Source organism: Sulfitobacter sp. M85 (assembly GCF_029285915.1).
GTDB lineage: Bacteria > Pseudomonadota > Alphaproteobacteria > Rhodobacterales > Rhodobacteraceae > Sulfitobacter > Sulfitobacter faviae.
This window is the reverse complement of the sequence record NZ_JABECQ010000002.1, coordinates 458,367-476,849: the sequence shown is the minus strand read 5'-3', so window position 1 is coordinate 476,849 and position 18,483 is coordinate 458,367. Positions and strand designations below refer to the sequence as shown.

The window sequence follows — 18,483 nt, the reverse complement described above, 5'->3', positions numbered from 1 at the left end:
CGCCCTTGTGCCAGTGGCAAGCGGGCGGGTAACAAGGTTTATCAGCCCCAAGCCAAGGCCGCACCGCCCGTGAAGATCGCCTATATTCTGAACACCTATCCGCAGCCCTCGCATTCCTTCATCCGGCGCGAGATCGCGGCGCTGGAAGCGGCAGGCCATGAGGTGAAACGTTTCGCCATGCGTGGCCCCGATGTGCCGCTGGTCGATCCACAAGACAAGGCCGAGATGGCAGCCACGCACTATGTGCTGGCCGCCGGTGGCAGCGTCCTCGCCCGTGCCAGTTTGCGCATGATGCTGCGCGCGCCGCGGCGGTTCGGCCAAGCGCTGCGCGATGTCTGGCAAGCCGCCCGGCGGGCCGAGACGGGGCGCGCGCGCCATCTGATCTATCTGGCCGAGGCCTGTTATCTGCGCGCCCGGCTTGAGGGCAGCGACATCCAACATCTGCACGCCCATTTCGGCACCAACGCCGCGATGGTCGCGATGCTTTGCCACAGGTTGGGCGGGCCGCGCTATAGTTTCACCACCCACGGGCCCGAGGAATTCGACAGCCCGCGCGCCCTTTCGCTCGGTGCGAAAACCCACCACGCGGCCTTTGCCGTGGCGATCAGCCAGTTCGGGCGCAGCCAGCTGTGCCGTTGGGCCGACCCGGCGGATTGGCCGCGCATCAAGGTCGTGCATTGCGGCATTGAGCCCGCCAAATTCACGGCCCCCGCCCCCCTGCCCGATGGCCCGCGCCGCCTCGTCTCCATCGGACGTTTCGTGGAACAAAAAGGCCAGCTTGCCTTGATCGATGCCATGGCCCGGCTCCGCGAGAGCCACCCCGCTCTGCATCTGACCCTGATCGGCGACGGCCCCCTGCGCGGCGCGATCGAGGCCGAAATCGCCCGCCACGGCCTGCAAGAACGCGTCACCCTGACCGGCTGGGTCGATGAAGCCCGCGTGACGGCGGAACTCGGCGCCGCCCATGCGCTTGTGATGCCCAGTTTCGCCGAAGGCCTGCCCATCGTGGTGATGGAGGCGATGGCCGCCGCGCGCCCGGTGATCGCTACCTATATCGCAGGCACGCCGGAATTGGTGCAGCCGGGCGAGACCGGATGGCTGGTGCCCGCAGGCGATGTGGCGGCCTTGGCCGAGGCGATGGCCGCCCTGCACGACGCCCCCCTCCCCGCGTTAGAGGAAATGGGGACGAAAGCCCGCACGCGGGTCTTTGCACGCCATGATGTCGCCCGCGAGGCGGCGAAACTCGCCCAGCACATGCAAGAAGCCGCCCGCTAGCGCCCCCGCACCCAACGGTTGGAGCTGCGCAAAACCGGCGCATGGATCGTAAGCCGCACGGCAACAAAGACCAGCGCGCCCAAGGGATCGGCCAGCGCCCGCCGCCAAAAGGGGTGCAGTCGGTCATGGGGATCGTCATTGCGCATCAATTCAGGGAACAGCCGCGCGACCTCGGCCACGCCTGCATCCTGCCGCCGGCGCACCAGCACCAGTGGCGCGAAACCTTCGATCATCGGCCAGTCATAGCGGGCGGGCACGGCGATACGCTCCTCGGGGCGAAAGTTCAGCCGCGCGAAAGTGTCGTCCGAGATGATATCGGGCCACGCCCCCCACCGCGCCCGCCCGGCGCGGTTCATCGCAAAGACACCAAAGCCCGGCACGCCATGGGTCATGAAACCGGTCGTCCGCCAGAACCGCGTGTAATGGCGCGTCACCCAATCGCCCAAGGTCGTCACCCGTGGCACCCCGCTGCCATAGCGCGGCGCGTCCCCCGCCAGCGCCTCTTCTAACTGGCTCAGCAAGGGCGGTGACACCAGCACATCGGCGTCGAGATAGACCAGAACCGCCCCCCGCGCCGCCGCCTCGCCCGCGTTCCACGCGCCCAGCTTGCCGCCTTGGGCTAGTTCCAGCACCCGCAACACCCAGCCCCGCACCTCGAATGACGGGATCGCCGCGCGGGCAAGTTCGGCAGTGTTGTCCGAGCAGCCATTGGCCACGACGATCACCTCAACCGGCCCTGCCAGCGGCGCGGAAGCGCAGAGCGCATCAAGGCAGGCGGGCAGCCAGTCGGCCTCATCATGGGCGGGGATCAACACGCTCACCCCGTGGAACGCGCCGTTGTTCAATTCCATGCGGCCAAAGCGTGCCAACGCGGATTGTCGTCCGCCAGATAGCGCAGCGCCCCCCAAGAGCCCCATTTCGTCGGGGCGTAGACGTCGGAGTAATGGGTGAAAAGCTGCCCGCCAACAGCCCGCCAGCCCGCCATCAGATCGGTATAGAGCGCGCCCATCTCTGCGGAGTAATTCAGATGGTGAAAGAACTCGGTCAGTCCTTCGTCATTCACCTGCGCCCCAAGGCCAACCACATGGCTGCCGCCTTCGTACATCACCAGATCGAGGTCATGCGCCCGCGCCACGGCAGCGTGATGGGGCCAAACGCGGCCAATGAGATCGGCCAGCGTGTCGGTCTCCAAACCGCTGGTGCCCCCGTTGCGCAGGTCCTGCGCCGCAAGGGCTGTTGCCGCATCAAAGCGGTGGGCCGCGATATAATCGGCCAAAGCCGCGCCGCTCAGCCCCTGCGCCTCCCCCTCGGCGCGGGCCTTGGCAAGGCTATCGGCCAGCCAGCCGCTGACCAATTCGGCATTCTCCTCCAACCCCAGCACGCCGCCGAAATACCCGGTGATCGCATAGGCATCGAAGGCCGTGGCGGGGGCGCTGTTGCCCGCCTGCTCGGCCACGTAAAGCGGCGCGTCCAAGACTTCGCGCTCAAGCCCTAACCACCCGGTTTGGCTCGCGATCACATTGCGCAACCGCGCCTCGGCCTCACCGCCGAAAACATCCGTCCAGATGCGCGCCACTTCGGCGGCCCGCAGGCCGTAGAACTGCATCCCCTTCTCGGCCTCATCCCAGCGGGCCTGCGCCATCTCATCGGCCCATTGGGTCTGGGCGAATTGCCAGTTCCACACCTCGTTCGAGAACTCCACATAGGCTTTGCGCTCGCCCTCCAACGCCTCTTCGACATAGGTCGCAAAGGCGGTCACATAGCCATCATCCGCCAGATGCGGCATGTTGAACCACGGGTCGATCCCCAGTTCATTGGCCAATGCGACCATCACCTCCACCGGGACGCCGCGCAGGGCATAGGTTACGTCCTCGGGGCGCGGACTGTCCTCCCAAGTGGCGATGGGGCTGTCGTTGGTGGCCATCCAATCCATGAAGCGCAGCACCTTCATCCCCGTCAGATGCCGCGTCCAATCAGGGTTGAAACGCGCCCCGGCGTCGTAATCGGCGACGCGGTCTTCGCGGACCACGGTGATCTCACGCGGCGGGTCGCTGCGGTGCATGCGTTGAATGCGAATGTCGACACTGCCCGGCCCCGGCGCATAGTCGAACCGCACCTCGTTCTTGCCATAGCGTACATTCTCGGCCCGGCCCGTGACCTCAATCACGCCTTGCCCTTCGAAGCGCAGCAGATAGCGGCCCTTGAGCGTCGTCGCCTGTGCCGGCATGTCGGTGAGGATCAGCGTGCCGATGCTGCCAAGTTCGCGCGGCATCTTCACCGGCCAGCCCTCGGCATCGAGATAGCCGCCTTCGACCAACTGCGCATATTCCATCCCGCCAAAGCGCCCGGCCACATGGCCAAGCCACGGGCGGGCGGTTTTCATCAGGTCGAGGAAAGGCGCCTGCACGCTCCAATCCGCAATGGCGGCGAGGCCGATGCCCATGTCGCGGGTGCCCGCAACGGCCTCTTCCGGGGTCGTAATTTCAAATGGCGTTGGCGGATCGAGGGGCTTCGCGGTCTTGGGCGCATCGCTGACCGGGGTCTGCGCAGGCGGGCCGGTCGGGGCAATCGGCGCGGTCTGCGCGTTGTCCTCGGCGACGGGCCGCGTCGCGGGGGGCGCTGGCATCACGGCACCGCCCTGATAGTCCTGCACCGCCTCCCAGGCCACCCGTTGCAGGGCACGGGCAAGATCAGGCTGGGGCGTGTCGAAAGCCTTGCCCCAGCGATCGTTAAAATCCGTCGGGAGACCCAGCGGGTCTTTGCCCGTCAGCGTGGCATATTGCACCATGGCGACGAAGTAGTGGCCGAGGTCGTTCAGATGGATGTCATCCGCGAAGAGCGCGTCGATCCCGGTCAGCCCGGGGAGGTTTTCGGCAGCGAGCTCATCATACAGCCGGGCCATCGCTTGCCCGGCTGGGATCACCTCGATCGTCGCTTTCTCCGAACTGCGCCCCGCGCGCACCGCCGATGCGATCCCCTCCCACGCGGGCAGATCGCTCTCCAACCTCTCGCGCCACGGGATATGGGCGTGATCGTCATAGGCCACCGCCTCCCCGCTGCCGCTTTTCAGCGAATGCCATGTCTCTTGCAGATAGACTTTCACTTCCGGATTGGCCGCCGCCGCAAGATCAAAGAAGGCCTGCGCATAGACTTCGGTGTCCGACCAGCGGGTGTGATTGGCCAGCGGGATCGCCTCGGTCAGGATGAGATGGGTGATGTCCCCCTCGGGCAGCAGCGCACGGGCATCTACCCCCTCGGCCCGGTCCGATTCATCCCAATTGTAGCGCAGGGGCGCGCCGTTGATGATCTGCGCGCGCACTTCGCCTTGGCCCACCCCGGCGCGCAGCGCCTCTTGCAGCATATCCGGCCCGTCGGCCCCGAAAAGACTGTGGCCCACCATCAAGACCGAGAACAGCCCGCCCAGACCGCTCATGCCGCGACCCCGCTGTCTGGATGGGCGCGGACCACGTCCCAGACCACCCGCTGCATCAGCCGTGCGGCCTCCGCGCTTGGCGCCTGCGCCGGGGTGCCATCGGCGCGCAGCAGTTCGTGCGGCAGCCCCGCCGGGTCGCGGTGATAGAGGGTCGCGTAATGGGTCAGCGCCACGAGGTAAGCCCCCTGATCGTTAAAGTGGATCGTATCGGGGCGGCCATTCTCATCGCGCGAAAAGAGGTCATGCAGGCTGATGATACCACCCACCCCGCCAGCGGCGTCGACCGCCCGGACAAAGGCCGCCATGACCTGCCCCGCGGGGATCAGATGAATGGGCACCTCCGCTTCCTGCAAGGCGGGGTAGATCACCTGCCGCCGCCAGTATTTCTCCAAGTCCCGGTCGATGCGCTTCAGCCACCCGTAGCCGTCATCTGTATGGTGCCATGTCTCATAGAGGTAAACGCGGGTGTCGGGCCGGGCGGCATGGGCCAGCCGCGCCCAATGGGCAAGGTAGTCGGGGCTGTCGTGATAGCGGATGGCATCGGCAATTTCGACCATCTCGGTCAGCACCACCGCGTCGTAATCGCCCGAGCCGATGGCCGCCCGGGCGGGCCGATGCTGCGCGTGATCGTTGGACCGCGCGAACCCGTTCACAGGCACATCCGGCTCCCAATGGTCGCGCAGCGAACTGCCCCACCCGGTCTGGCTGTGATAGCTATGCCCCGCCCCCGCCAACTGCGCCAACATCGCGGGCATGTCGCGGCCCACCAGCGAATGCCCCAGATGATAGACCTGCATTGGCCCCGAAGGCGCGCTCAGCGGCGGGGCATAGAGTTCCTCCGCCCGGCCCTGCAACTGTGCCCGGCGAAAGACCCAAGACCCGCCGCCGAGGCTGGCAAGCGCGGCGCCCCCCAAAAAGAGACGGCGTGAGAGTGCGACCATGAGATCAAGCTCCTTTGCGATCAATCTGCCCAATCGCCACCCCGCTGACAAGGTGGCCCGCCACCGACGCGATCCGCCCCCGCAGCTTATCGCCGCGGCTAAAGCCCTCTGTGTCTTGGGTAAATCGCGCGTCGAAGGTGGTATTACCGCCAGATAGGGTGACCTCAAGCCGATCAAAGCCAAAAAGCGCCTTGGTCGCTGGGTACTGCGCCTTATAGGCCGCCTCCTTGGCGCAAAAGATACGTTTCGCAGCCGCTAGGTCCGCACCGCCGAGGCGGGTGATTTCCGCCGGAAGGCAGATTTCGGTGAGCAGGTCTGCGGCCAGCGGGCTGTCGTCTTCGATATCGACGCCGAGGGTCTCCACCTCTGCCCTGCGCGCCAGAACCGCGATGCACCAATCGGCACAGTGGCTGATTGAGCCGGTCAGGCCGGGTGGCCAAATCGGCGCGCGGTCGGGGCTGGCCAGCACCGGCGCGGGCGGATGGCCAAGCGCCTGCATCGCCTCCCGCGCGGCGTGGCGTCCGGCGGTAAACTCGGCGACCCGTTTGGGCTGTGCCCGTGCGATGAGGGCGGCTTCGCCCGCCAGCAAGGGCGGATAGGCTCTGCCGGGGCGGGTCACGGCGACGGCGACCGGCAGATCGAAAAGAGCCTGAACGGCCGTCCTGATCTCGCCCTCCGCCGTCACCTCAACCCCGCCCGCGGCCACGCGCGGCCCGCATGAGGCGACGTTTCGACATGGTCTCGGACCGCGCGGGGGGCTCGGCGGCAGAAGGCGTCTTGGCCGGTGCGGCGATCTTGCCCCCCAGCCCGTCGATATGTGCCGCCAGTCCGGCAAGGGTCGGGAAACGGAAGATATCGGTGATCGACAGCGCGCTGACGCCCAAAGCCGCCTTGATGTCGCGATGCGCCTGTACCGCCAGCAGCGAGTGGCCGCCGAGGGCAAAGAAGTTATCCTCGTCGCGAATGTCCCCTACCCCCAAAAGTGCGCTCCAGACCTGCGCGATCGCCGCTTGGCTGCCGACCGCGGGCGTCTCGGCCTGCGGCGTGGCATTTGTGGGCGCGCTTTGTCGGGTCGGGGCGGGCAACGCCTTGCGGTCGATTTTCTTGTTCGGCGTCAGTGGCATGGCAGAGAGTGTGACGATGGCCTGCGGCACCATGATATCAGGCAGATGCGCGGCCAATTGCCGCCGCGCGGCGTCGCTATCAACCGTCTTTTCCGCAACCACATAGCCGATCAACTGCGCGCTGCCCTGCCCGGCATCCTCGCGCAGCACCGCCACGGCTTGGCGCACGCCCGGCAATTCGGCGAGACGCGCCTCAACCTCGCCCAGCTCAATCCGGTGGCCACGGATCTTGACCTGCGCATCGGCGCGGCCCTCGAAATGCAGCACGCCCTCGGCGTCCATCCGCACCAGATCGCCCGTGCCGTAAAGGTGGCCCCTGCCGGTGAAAGAATCGTCGATGAAACGCGCCGCCGTCATCTCGGCCCGTTGCCAATAGCCCTGCGTGACGCCATCGCCCCCGATCCAAAGCTCCCCCGAAGCACCGATGGGCAGCGGCTGCCGCGCGGGGTCGAGGATATGAACCCGCGTATTGGCAATTGGCCTGCCGATGGGCGCGGTGCTGGCCTCGGCACTCTCGAGCATATGGGTCGTGGACCAGATCGTCGTCTCAGTCGGGCCATACATGTTCTGGATCTGCGCCGGGGTCGCCGCGCGCAGCCCGCGCAGCAGGGTGCCGGGCAGCGCCTCCCCCCCGATCATCAGCGACTTGATCCGCGCCAAAGCGCCGCGCGCCTCGTCGTTCATCACCATCATCTGCGCCATCGAAGGCGTGCATTGCAGATGGGTCACCCCGTGGCGGATGATCTGCGCGGCGATGGAGTGGTCATCCGCCGCCGGTTGCCCGCCCGCATTGGCGCGGTGCAACACCTCGGCCAAGGGCGCAAGCCCCGCCATCACCTTGTCGGTCGGAATGCCATAGTCGATCAGACAGGCGATCTCATCCACGCCGATGCGCTTGAGTTGCTCGGCCCGCGCCAGACCATCGGCCACGGTGCCGAACATGCCGCTGTCGTTGAAATAGCGTTGAAAGGCAAACTCGAGGATCGCGTCCATTTCCTCGGACGAGAGGCCATCGAGGTCGATCTCAAACGGGTTCGTCGTGCCCGCCGGTTTCTTGAAGGCCGGGAAGGCCCAAGCGTATTGTTTGATCAGCCCCGCCGCCGAGCGCAGGTAGTCCTTCATCGGCTCGCGCGCCGTCTTTTCAGCCTCGGCGCGGGTCTCGGCGAGATAGCTGTGCAGCATGACGGTAACCCGATGGTCCGCCGGATCATGGCCCGCCGCGCGCAGGGCGTCATGGTAAATCTTGATCTTCTCGGCAACCTCTTCCACGGACTGGCCCAGTAGGTGGGTCAGCACATTGGCCCCGATCTCCCCCGCTTCCTTCCACGTCTGCGGATTGCCCGCCGTGGTCACCCAGATCGGCAGTTTGTCAGAGACGGGGCGCGGCTGGGTCACCACCGCGTGGGGCGTGCCATCGGCGCGGGGAAACTCTACCGGCTCCCCGGCCCAGAGCCTGCGCAACTGGTCAATGGCGTCATACATCGCGGGCTTGTTTTCGGGCGGCGTGTTCTCGGGGCGCAGCACGAAATCGTCGGGCTGCCAGCCGCTGGCGATGGCCAGGCCGACGCGCCCATTGGTCAGATTGTCGATCACCGCCCATTCCTCGGCAATCCGTGCGGGATGGTGCAGCGGCGCCACGCAAGACCCCGCCCGCACGTCGAGGTTTTGCGTCACCGCCGCCACCGCCGCGCCGGTGACGGAGGGGTTGGGGTAAGGGCCGCCAAAAGCATGAAAGTGCCGCTCGGGCGTCCAGACCGCGTTGAACCCGTGGGCATCGGCGAATTTCGCCCCTTCAAGCAGCAACTCGTATTTCTTGGGGCCGACGCCATCGTCATTGCCCCAATAGAACAGGTTAAAGTCGATCCTACGGTCGCTCGTGGCAATTGGGCCGTTCGACATGAGCGCCCGGCTGTCATCGCCCGCCAGCACCAGTTTGAAGCCTCGCGCGAGGGTCCAGAAAAGCTCCAAGACCGAAATATCGAAGCTGAGGCTTGTCACGGCGAGCCAGACCGCCCCCGCCTCATGATCGATCCGGTCGTCCATCCCGGCAAAGAAATTCGCCACATTGCCATGGCTGACCATCACCCCCTTGGGCGTCCCGGTCGAGCCGGAGGTGTAGATCAGATAGGCGAGGTCATCCGGCCCGGCGATGGCGGCGGGGTTCGCCGTCGGTGCCGTGGCAAGGCGCTTGTCGCGGTCGATCTCAACCACCTGCGCGTCATGCGACGGCAGGCTGGCGATGAGGGCCGATTGCGTGACCACAATAGATGCGCCGCTGTCCGAGAGGTAATGCGCCAGACGGTCCGCCGGATAGGCTGGATCAAGCGGCACATAGGCGGCCCCGGCTTTCAGGATGCCAAGCGTGCCGACCAGCAGGTCTACGCCCCGTGCGACGCAAAGCGCCACCGGCATCCCCGGCCCCGCCCCCCTATCACGCAGCAGATGCGCCAATTGGTTGGCGCGGGCGTTCAATGCGGCGTAGCTCAGCGTCTCACCTTCAAAGACCAGCGCGAGCGCGTCGGGGGTGCGCTCCACCTGCGCCTCGAAAGCGGCGTGGATGGTGTGGGGGGCATAGTCGCGCGTCGTCGCGTTGACGCGGGTTAGAAGCTGCGCCTCGGTATCTGGAAGCGCCCAGACGGTGCTGCAGTCCGAGGCGTCGGTGATCTTGGCAAAGGCCGCCTCAAAGCGCGCGGCAAGGAGGTCGACCGCGGCGTCGGACAGCCGCGCACCGTCGGCACGGAGCCGCGCGCCCTGTGGGGTGAGGCAGAGGGTCAGCGCCGCCCCCACAAGCGGTTCATCGCTAAAGGAGATCGCGAAATCCGGGGCGGCAGCCATATCAATTGCCGGATCGCGCAGCGGCAGGTCGCGGGCAAAACCCGCGGCATCCTTCGCGCGGGTGAGTTGCGGGTCCAACTGAGCCAGTAACTCCGCCACCGGTGTCTCCGCCTCTGCCGAGATGGTGATCGGCAGCCAATCGGCGATGAGCGGCGCGGGCGCGCCTTCACGCAGCATCGCGATACCGCCTTCGGTGGCCCCGGCGCTGCGCAGCGCGACGAGGGCTGCGGCGGCGACTTGGTGCAACGGGTCGCTTCCCTGCGGCAAGGTGATCTCTCGCGCCCCCCCTGTCTTCGGCGATTCGCTTGCGGTGGCCAAGGGGACCGGCAGCGCGTCGAAGCTGGTGAGAGCGCGCCGCCAATATGCCTCATCAGCCGGAGCCGGAACCGGGCCTGCCGTCTGGGGCAACATATCCCCGAGGGCGAAAAACTGCGCAGGTGCAACGCTTTCGCCCGCCATATCGCGCAGATCATGGAGGGCGATATGCCCGTCCTGCGCCGCCACGATCACCCGCGCCTCGTTGACCTCAACAACCTCGCCGGGCGTGCCGCCCTGCCCCGCCGCGCGTTCCACGCGGGGCACGGAGAGCACCGCGCCACCCGTGCCCAGAATTTTCGCCGTGGTCAGCGGGTTCCAATAGCTTCCGAAATCAAGGCCGCGGACCAGCGCGCCGATCTCCTCCGCCGTTGTGGTAAAATCGATCAGCCCGCCGTTCTCGGGCCGTTTGTCCTTCGCGAAATAGCTGCGCTGGCTCAGGTCTTGGGCGGTGCCTTGCAGGCTGCCGCTTTCCAACTGGGCCAGAACCTCGCCAAAGCTTTCCATCCCGGCGGCGTAGCATTTGGAATTGAGGCTAAAGGCCGTCTCATCGGCTGCGATATCAACCTCCCGCTGCGCCAGCAGGTCGCCGGTATCGACGCCGGTCTCGATCAGATGCCAACTGACCCCATGCCGCGCCTCGCCATTGATGATCGCCCAAGCGGGTGTGTTAAGCCCGGCATAGCGCGGCAGCGGACCATCGTGAAAGTTGACCGCCCCGCGTTTGGGCAGCGCCAGAACCGTCTCGGGGATCAACCGCAGGTTGGCGATGCTCAACAGCCAGTCGGCGGACAGCCCCATCGGCAAGAGTTCCTCGGCATCGCGGCAAAGCGCCACCCCCTGCCCCTCGGCCCAAGCACGCACCGCGTCGTCGCGGGTGATCACGGCAGCGATCCGGTGTCCGCCCGCCAGCAGCATGTCGCCGCAGGCGATGGTCAGGGATTCGTCGCCCATCAAGAGGGCGGTGAACGGGTCTGTCTTGAAGCTGACGGTCATCAACGGTCCTCCGTGGCGGGGCTACGGCTTGGGTCTTGAACGGCGGGGGCCGCGCGCCGCGCGGTGAGCGCATGGGCCGCAAGGTCGCGATAGAAACCCGGCGCGTCTTCCGGGCGGCGCCCGGTGAGCAGGCAGCGCAGATGGTGCGACCCGCCCCCGGCAAGCCGCGCAAGCGTGGCCAGTGCGGCATAGGCGCGGCCATGGTTCTTGGCGAAATAGCGGTGGCGGCTGTCGAACCAATAGCGCGGCATGCGCCGCCATTCCTTCATCCCGGTCGAGACTGAGCCGACATGCACGCAGCGCGCCTGCGGCACATACCAGCAGTCCCAACCCGCCCGCGCGGCCCGCAGACAAAGGTCGGTTTCCTCGTAATAGAGGAAATAGGCTTCGTCGAAGAGGCCGATCTCGGCCAGCATGTCCCACCGCATCATGACACTGGCCCCGGCCACCCAATCGACCTGCGCCGCCTTTTCAGGCAGAGGCGGCGCCACGACCGAGGCAGAGAGCAGCCGCGTCAGCGGGCCAAAGCGCGCAGCGGCCTCCAACTCTCCGGCGGCAGAGGGAAAACGAAAGGCCGTGGCATGGGGCAGATCATCCTCCCCGCGCACATGGCTTCCGGCCAATCCGGCGCGGGGGTGGTTTTGCAGATGATTTAAGAGCGCCCCGATACAGCCGCGATCGAGGAAGGCATCCGAGTTCACCACATGCACGAAATCCGGCGCGGACCCGTCCGACATCCCCGCCCGCATGGCCAAGTTGTTGCCCGCGCCAAAGCCGCCATTGCGGGGCGAAGCGATCAGCCGCACCCGGTTGCCCGCGCCCCAGCCCCGCGCGGCGATCTCCTGCGCCAGTAGCGCGGCAGAGCCATCGCCGCTGTCATTGTCGACGATCACCAATTCGGCACCCGCATCGGGCATATCGGCCAAAGCGGCCTCAGCCGCGCGCAGGGTCATCTCTGCGGTCCGGTAATTGAGGATGACGACCAACAGGCGGGGCGGTTGTTGCATCATTCCGCCGCCGTGGCTTGGGTGTGGTCTTGGCCTGCGCCTTCGGGCAGGGCTGCCGCAATCACCTCGGCCAGTTCTTGCGCCAGCACGGTCACATTCGGGGCCAGCACCATGCTGACGTGATCGCCCGGCACTTCGATCACCTGCAAGCGCGGCGCATATTGCCGCCACTGGTTGTCCTCATAGACATATTCCTTTTCCGCCGTGACATACTGCCCGTCAGAGACCGCCCAATGGCGATCCAGCGGCGGGCGGAACAGGGTCATCGGCCCGTCCCACTGCGGGGTTTCATACCGTCCCACCGCGCGGAGGAACGCCGCCTGAATGCGCAGACTGTTGAAGGACACCCCCTCACCTTCGCCGCTCGTCTCTTGCGGCGCCCGACGCCGCTCACGCTCCCACGCCCAGCGGTTGCGCGCCCATTCCAGCAGATAGGCCGGGCCTTTGCGGCGCAGTTCGGCCAATTTGATATGCGCCTTGTCGATCTTGCTGAGCGACGGGCGTACGGGCAACGGCGTGTCGAGCATCGCAAGAACGGCCACCTCCTGCCCCGCGGCCTTCAACTGCTGCGCCATCTCATAGGCCGTGATCCCACCGCCAGAGTATCCAGCCAGCAAATAAGGCCCTTGGGGCTGCAAGGCGCGGATTTCGGTGATGTAATCCGCCGCGGCGGTCTGCACCTCTTCATGGGGGGCCGCGTCACCGATCAGCCCACGGGCCTGCACCCCGTAGACCGGCCGCTCATTGCTAAACGGCAGGGCAAGATGGCGTAGGTTCAGCACATTGCCGAACATCCCCGCGACCACGAACAGCGGCGTCGCGTCTCGCGAGGACTGGTTGAGCGGCACGAGGTAGTCAAAGCGCTGTTGCGAGCCCGCCGCGTCTGTCTCGACCGCCTCCGCCTGCGCCACATCCCCGCGCTCCGCCGCGATGAGCGCTGCGCATTTGGCGATGGTCGGCGCTTCGAAAAGGACGGAGATCGGGAACTCCACCTTGAACTCCCGTTTGACCGCCGCGAAGAGGCGCACCGCGATCAGGGAATGGCCGCCGAGGTCAAAGAAACTGTCCTCGACCCCCACGGGGCTGACGCCCAAAAGGTTCGACCAAATCTCGGCCAATCTCTCTTCGATCCCATTGCGCGGGGCCACGAAGGAGCCGTCGAGATCGGGCCGCTCAAAGCTCTGCCCTTGGGTGGCGGCATCGGTCAGCGGCGCATCGGCCTGCGCGATCAGCCCTTGCAGGGGCAGCGAAGAGACTATGACCTGCGGCGCCTCCAGCGCCAGCGCGCGGCGCAGCGCCTCTGGCCCCTCCTGCGTGCGGATGCCTTGGCGCACCAGACGGGCCAGACGCTCTTCGGCGGGGCTGAGGCTCCCGCTGCTGTCAGCATCTTCAAAGGTCACTTCGCGGGCGTCAGGCGGGGGCACATCGGCAAAGGCCCCTTCAAGCCGCTTCATCGCGAAATCGCGGACCTTGACCAGAACCGTGCCCTGCGGATCGGTGATCGTGACGTCGAAACGGGCCAAACCCTCGGCCCCCGTGCCCTCGGCCAGCCGGACATGCGAGCGGACTTCGGCAGGCAGCGGCGCGTGGAGCGTGATTTCCCCATAGGACAGCGGCACCCAGAGGTGGCGCGCGGCATAGCCGGGGATCAGCGCCATGGCCCAACCGGTGGCGATATCCATCAGACCGGGGTGCATCAGGTAGCCATCGGTCAGATCAGCCTGTGCTGCCTCGGGCAGGTGCAACGTGGCGATGCCCTCACCCTGCCCGAGGGAAGTGCATTGCAGCACATGCCAGCGCGGGCCGAACTTCAAATGCGCTTCTTGAACCGCGGGCAGATGGCGCCCGGGGGCGGCCTCGGCCACATCCTCGCAACGGGCGGCGATGGCCGCGAGGTCAAGCGGTTCGGCACTGCCGTCTGCCGGAGACAGCCGCGCTTGGACATGCAACTGCCACGCAGGCTTGCCGTTGACCACACAGGCGCTGTGCAACTCGGCGGCGAAACCTTTGCCCTCCGGGGTCAGGGTGATCTTGATTTTGCGCCGCGCCCCATCGGCCAGCGGCAGTGGGCGCAGGAAGTAGAGGTCTTGAAGGGTGAAGCCGTCTAGCCCTTGGGCCGCCGCCGCTTCGGCCAAAAGCTCGATATAGCCCGTGCCGGGCATGATCGCGCGGCCATCCAAGGTGCGGTGTTGGGCGAGCAGCCAATGCGAGGCTGCAACCTCGGTCGTGAATTCGGGCGCGCCGCTCTCGCCCGACCCGGCGGTTTCCAGCAGCGCCGCCTTGATCGGGCGGGCGGGCAGCGCCACGGCACCGCCGCCGCCAAGGCTCTCTGCCGCCATGCCGACATCGCCCCAAACGCCCCAGTTCACCGCCACCACGCGGGTCTGCGCCGCGCGCCGCGATTGCGCAAAGGCGTTGAGCCAGGCATTGGCCGCCACATAATCCACCTGCCCCGCCGCGCGGGTCGCGGTGGAGGTCGAGGAGAAGAGCACCATGAGGTCGAGCGTGCCATCGGGCAGCAGTTGATCCAAGACCCGCAGCCCCTGCACCTTGGGCGCAAGCACCGCGTCAATATCCGCATCCGTCTTGGCCAAGAGCGGCGCGTCATCCAGCACCCCCGCGGCATGAATCACCCCCGTCAGCCCGCCGTGGCGCGCGGTCAGGTCCTCGATCACCCGGCGCATCTGCGCAAGGTTGGCGACGTCGGCCCGGGCCACTTCGACCGCGCCGCCGGATTGCGCCGCCTTGGCCTCAAGCCGCAGGACAGCCCGCAGACGCCGCGCCGTGGCATCCGCCGGGCCGTGGCTGGCAAGGTAGCTGTCCCATTCATGGCGCATCGGGAGGGCCGCGCGGCTCAGCAGGATCACGCGGGTGCCGGGCGTCTCCAAAATATCCGCCGCGAGGGTCAGGCCGATGCCCCCGAAACCGCCGGTGATGAGGTAGGTGCCCTGCGACTTCCAGCCCGGCAGATCAGCCTCGGGCAGCGCGGCGGCGCGGTAACCCAGCTCATAGCGCCGGCCAGCACGGTGGGCGACTTGGAGGTTGGCGGGGGTCGCCAAAAGCTCTTCGATCAGGTCCGCGGGGTCAATCACCGGCGCGGGCGCCACCGGTTTCGCGAACCACCCGGAAGGCGCGGCAGGGGCGGCCTCGGGCAGGTCAATCTGCGCCGCCGTCAGCTCCGGCACCTCGCGCGCCATGGCCCCGACGGGGCCGGAAATGAGGGCTTTTTCGGGATAGGCCAGCCCCTCCTCTGCCACCAGTGCCGCGCCGGTGGTGAAGACGCTGAGGTGCAGCGGCCCGGGGTTCTCGGCCTCGGCCAAGGACTGGGCGAGCCACGTCAGGCTCCAGAACCCCTGTTCGACATTGCGGTCAAACCGACTGGAGCCGGGGCGCGGGGCGGCCTGATCATCGGTCAGCCAGAAATGCGCGATCCGGTCGGGCCTCTGCCCATCGGCGTCAAGCGCCGCGATCAACTGGTCATAGCCCGACCGCCCCTGTTCGGCGGCCAGCGTGAAATGATCGGCGCTGACGCAGTCAAAGGCATCCCCCGCCGTAACCTCGACCACCCGGTGCCCTTCGGCCCGCAACCGTGCCGCGGCCTCGGCCCCCAGCCCCGCCGTGTCGGAAAAGACGAGCCAGTTCAACGGGCCGGAGAGGTCCAAATCCCGTTCGGCATAGCGCGGTTGCCAATGCGGCAGCGCGCCCCAGTCGCCGATATCGTCTATCCGTTGCAGCGTTTTTTCGGCAGGGCGCGCCGCCGCCTCACCCGGCGCGATGAAATAGCGCGCGCGTTGGAATTGATAGGTCGGCAGCACCACGCGGTTGCGCCGTGCCTCGCCCCAAATCTGCGCCCAATCGGCCTCGGCCCCGCAGGCCCAGAGCCGCCCGATCACCCCGAGGAAATAGGCATCATCCGCGATCTCTTGCTCGGGGTGGCGCAGCGAAGACATCACCTGCCCCGGAGCCACATTAGCGTGCATCTGCGCCAAGGCGGAAAGCGCCTTGCCCGGCCCGACCTCAAGGAAAACCCGCGGCGCATCGCGGCTCAAAGTGTTGATGCAATCGGCGAAATTCACCGTGTGGCGGAGCTGTTCAACCCAATAGTCGGGGTCCATCGCCATCTGCGCCGTGATCACCTCGCCACTGCGGTTCGACAGGAAGGGCATCTGCGGCGCGCGCAGGTCAAGCGTGGCGAGGAAGGCGCGGTATCGGTCAAGGATTGGGTCCAACATCCGCGAGTGCGCGGCGATGTCGATGGCGATGCGCTGATGGTCAAGACCGGCGGCGTCGAGCCGCTCTTGCAGCGCCTCCAGCGCGTCTTCGGGGCCGGAAACGGCGATCAGTTCCGGGCCGTTTACGCTGGCGATATCAAGGGCCTCGCCCAGAAGCGGCGTGATCCGCTCCAGCGGCGCGGCGATACTAATCATCCCGTCCGATGGCACCTCATCAAAAAGCCGCCCGCGCAGCAGAACGAGGTCGATACAGTCTTCAAAACGCATCACCCCGGCAAGACAGGCGGCGACATTCTCGCCCATGGAATGCCCGACCATTGCGGCGGGTTTCACGCCCCATGACAGCCAAAGCTGCGCCAGCGCATATTCGACGATCATGATTAGCGGCAGTTGCACCGAGGGGCGTTTCAGCTTGGCTTCGGCTGCTGCGCGGCCCTCAGGCTCCGGCAGCCAGATCGCGCGAATGTCGTAGTCGAGTTGCGGGGTCAGATGGGCCAGCCCCCGGTCCATCCATTCGGCAAAGACCGGCTCAGTCTCGTAAAGATCGCGGGCCATATCGGCATATTGCGCGCCGCCGCCGGGGAACATGAAAACGACCTCGGGATCGGGGCCGAGGTGGTCATGGGTAAAGACACGGCGGCTGTTGCCCGCCTCTAGCAGGGCCGCGGCTTCCTCATGGCTTTCGGCCACCAAGACGCGGCGTTTGTCAAAACCGCGACGGCCCTCTTTCAGGGTGAAGGCCACATCGGCCAAGGGCTGTTCGGGATGCGCGCGCATATGCGCCGCGAGCGCGGCGCTATTGGCGTCCAAGGCCGCCTTGCTGCGCCCCGAGAGGCAGAGCACATGGAAAGGGAAATCGCTGTCTTCCGAGGCCGCGCGGGCCGGTGCCTCTTCCAAGATCATATGCGCATTGGTGCCGCCCACGCCAAGCGCATTGACGGCGGCGCGGCGCGGGGTGCTTTGGCCGGGCCAGTCGTAAAGCCGGTCATTGACGCGGAAGGGCGAGCCCTCAAAAGGGATCGCGGGGTTCGGCGCCTCATAGCCCAGCGAGGGCGGGATCTGTTGGTGGTGCAGCGACAGAGCCGCCTTGGCCAGCCCCGCCACCCCCGCCGCGGTGTCGAGATGGCCGATGTTGGTCTTGACCGATCCGATGCGGCAGAAATCTTCGGCCTGCGTCTCGGCGCGGTAGGCTTGGGTCAGCGCGGCCACCTCGATCGGGTCGCCCAGATAGGTGCCGGTGCCGTGGCATTCGACCATGCCGATGCTCTGCGCCGCCACGCCCGCATCATCCAGCGCGCGGGCGATGGCGGCGGTCTGCCCGTCCACGGAAGGTGCCAGATAGCCCGCCTTGGCCGCCCCGTCGTTGTTCACCGCCGAACCTTTGATGACCGCCCAGATGTGGTCACCATCCGCGACTGCATCCTCCAACCGCCGCAGCGCCACGGCGCCTGCGCCAGAGCCAAAGACGGTGCCCTGCGCGCGGTGGTCGAAGGCATGGCATTCGCCGTCGGGCGAGAGGATCTCGTTTTCCTTGAATTCATAGCCGCGCCCCTGCGGCAGTTCGATCGTCACCCCGCCTGCCAGCGCCATGTCGATCTCACCCGCGCGCAGCGCTTGGGCCGCGTAGTGAATTGCCACCAGTGAAGTCGAACAGGCGGTTTGCAGGTTGATCGACGGGCCTTTGAGGTCAAGCACATGGCTCACCCGGGTCGAGAGGAAATCCTTGTCGTTCCCGGTATGGCGCAGCAAAAACATGCCCACATCGTCGACGAGGTCCGGGTTCGAGCAGATGTTGAAATAAAAATAGCTCCCCATGCCGCAGCCGGCATAGACACCCACCGGGCCGGAGAGGCTTTCGGGCATATGCCCCGCCTGTTCCATCGCCTCCCAAGCGATCTCAAGAAACTTGCGGTGCTGCGGGTCAAGGATGGCGGCGTCTTTTGGCGAAAAGCCAAAGAACTCCGCATCGAACATGTCATAGCCGGGCATATCGGCGGTGACGGGCACATAGTTTGGCCGGGCCATCCGCTCGGCGCTCTCTCCGGCGGCGCGCAGCTCTGCCGCGTCGCGGCGCTTGAGCGCGCTCACCCCATCGCGCAGGTTCGCCCAATAGGCATCAATCCCTTCGGCGCCGGGCACCGTCACCGACATGCCGACGATCGCGATGTCACCGCGCGAAAGAGTGTTGTCCGTGCTATTCATTGCGACACATGTCCCACCGCCCGCTTGGCCAGAGTGCGGCACCCTTGAGGTTCAATTTAAGCTTCGGGTGAAGCATACAACAGGCAAATCTGGCGAAAATGAGCCGATAACGTGCCCTAGGGT

At 66.6% G+C, this 18,483-nt stretch carries 8 protein-coding genes; 1 reads left to right on the top strand and 7 read right to left on the bottom strand.

All coding sequences use genetic code 11. The features are described from left to right. Nucleotides 1-69 precede the first annotated feature (69 nt). On the top strand, nt 70-1,275 hold the full coding sequence (locus HKX24_RS06145; RefSeq protein ID WP_271693311.1) for a glycosyltransferase: 1,206 nt from the start codon (nt 70-72) through the stop codon (nt 1,273-1,275). Here HKX24_RS06145 and HKX24_RS06140 read toward each other — a convergent pair. From HKX24_RS06140 to HKX24_RS06110, 7 genes are read right to left on the bottom strand one after another with little or no spacing between them, the layout of a single operon-like run. Then, entirely contained in the window at nt 1,272-2,126 is an 855-nt protein-coding gene (locus HKX24_RS06140) for a glycosyltransferase family 2 protein (protein ID WP_276153881.1), read from the bottom strand. The two genes, HKX24_RS06145 and HKX24_RS06140, sit on opposite strands and share 4 nt — an antisense overlap. Further along, entirely contained in the window at nt 2,117-4,708 is a 2,592-nt protein-coding gene (locus tag HKX24_RS06135) for a hypothetical protein (protein WP_271693309.1), read from the bottom strand. The genes HKX24_RS06140 and HKX24_RS06135 overlap by 10 nt, the downstream gene beginning before the upstream one ends. Continuing rightward, entirely contained in the window at nt 4,705-5,649 is a 945-nt protein-coding gene (locus HKX24_RS06130; protein WP_271693308.1) for a hypothetical protein, read from the bottom strand. The genes HKX24_RS06135 and HKX24_RS06130 overlap by 4 nt, the downstream gene beginning before the upstream one ends. Before the next feature lie 4 nt (nt 5,650-5,653). Continuing rightward, entirely contained in the window at nt 5,654-6,355 is a 702-nt protein-coding gene (locus tag HKX24_RS06125) for a 4'-phosphopantetheinyl transferase superfamily protein (protein WP_271693307.1), read from the bottom strand. After that, complete coding sequence (locus HKX24_RS06120) at nt 6,336-10,919, bottom strand: MupA/Atu3671 family FMN-dependent luciferase-like monooxygenase (RefSeq protein WP_271693306.1); 4,584 nt, start codon at nt 10,917-10,919, stop codon at nt 6,336-6,338. The genes HKX24_RS06125 and HKX24_RS06120 overlap by 20 nt, the downstream gene beginning before the upstream one ends. Continuing rightward, nucleotides 10,919-11,926, bottom strand: a complete 1,008-nt coding sequence (locus tag HKX24_RS06115; protein ID WP_271693305.1) for a glycosyltransferase family 2 protein — start codon at nt 11,924-11,926, stop codon at nt 10,919-10,921. The genes HKX24_RS06120 and HKX24_RS06115 overlap by 1 nt, the downstream gene beginning before the upstream one ends. Beyond that, nucleotides 11,926-18,360: a type I polyketide synthase gene (locus tag HKX24_RS06110; protein WP_276153880.1), complete on the bottom strand. Its 6,435-nt coding sequence runs from the start codon at nt 18,358-18,360 to the stop codon at nt 11,926-11,928. Before HKX24_RS06110 ends, HKX24_RS06115 begins: the two co-directional genes overlap by 1 nt. Nucleotides 18,361-18,483: the final 123 nt, after the last annotated feature.

Coding starts and splice junctions, on each gene's coding strand:
- HKX24_RS06140 (WP_276153881.1), bottom strand. CDS start 2,126: ATGGAATTGAACAACGGCGCGTTCCACGGGGTGAGCGTGTTGATCCCC.
- HKX24_RS06135 (WP_271693309.1), bottom strand. CDS start 4,708: ATGAGCGGTCTGGGCGGGCTGTTCTCGGTCTTGATGGTGGGCCACAGT.
- HKX24_RS06130 (WP_271693308.1), bottom strand. CDS start 5,649: ATGGTCGCACTCTCACGCCGTCTCTTTTTGGGGGGCGCCGCGCTTGCC.
- HKX24_RS06120 (WP_271693306.1), bottom strand. CDS start 10,919: ATGACCGTCAGCTTCAAGACAGACCCGTTCACCGCCCTCTTGATGGGC.
- HKX24_RS06115 (WP_271693305.1), bottom strand. CDS start 11,926: ATGCAACAACCGCCCCGCCTGTTGGTCGTCATCCTCAATTACCGGACC.
- HKX24_RS06110 (WP_276153880.1), bottom strand. CDS start 18,360: ATGAATAGCACGGACAACACTCTTTCGCGCGGTGACATCGCGATCGTC.